General features: G+C 49.7%; 2 tRNA genes. Both read left to right on the top strand.

The features are described from left to right. Positions 1 to 5: 5 nt before the first annotated feature. A tRNA-Ile gene (locus EKA13_RS27650) sits at positions 6 to 82 on the top strand. 6 nt (positions 83 to 88) lie between these two features. Further along, a tRNA-Ala gene (locus EKA13_RS27645) sits at positions 89 to 164 on the top strand. Positions 165 to 292 lie beyond the last annotated feature (128 nt).

Genomic DNA, 292 nt, shown 5'->3' with positions numbered 1-292 from the left:
CGATTGGGTCTGTAGCTCAGTTGGTTAGAGCGCACCCCTGATAAGGGTGAGGTCGGCAGTTCGAATCTGCCCAGACCCACCAATTGCTGGGGCCATAGCTCAGCTGGGAGAGCGCCTGCCTTGCACGCAGGAGGTCAGCGGTTCGATCCCGCTTGGCTCCACCACCCCTCTTGCTTAACCGTGTCAAAGCTTAGAAATGAGCATTCCATTGTGATGATGGTGAATGTTGATTTCTGAACTTTTTCAGAATCGTTCTTTAAAAATTTGGGTATGTGATAGAAATAGACTGAAT

This window comes from Pseudomonas defluvii, from assembly GCF_001695625.1.
GTDB lineage: Bacteria > Pseudomonadota > Gammaproteobacteria > Pseudomonadales > Pseudomonadaceae > Aquipseudomonas > Aquipseudomonas defluvii.
This window is presented reverse-complemented; position numbering and strand designations above follow the sequence as displayed.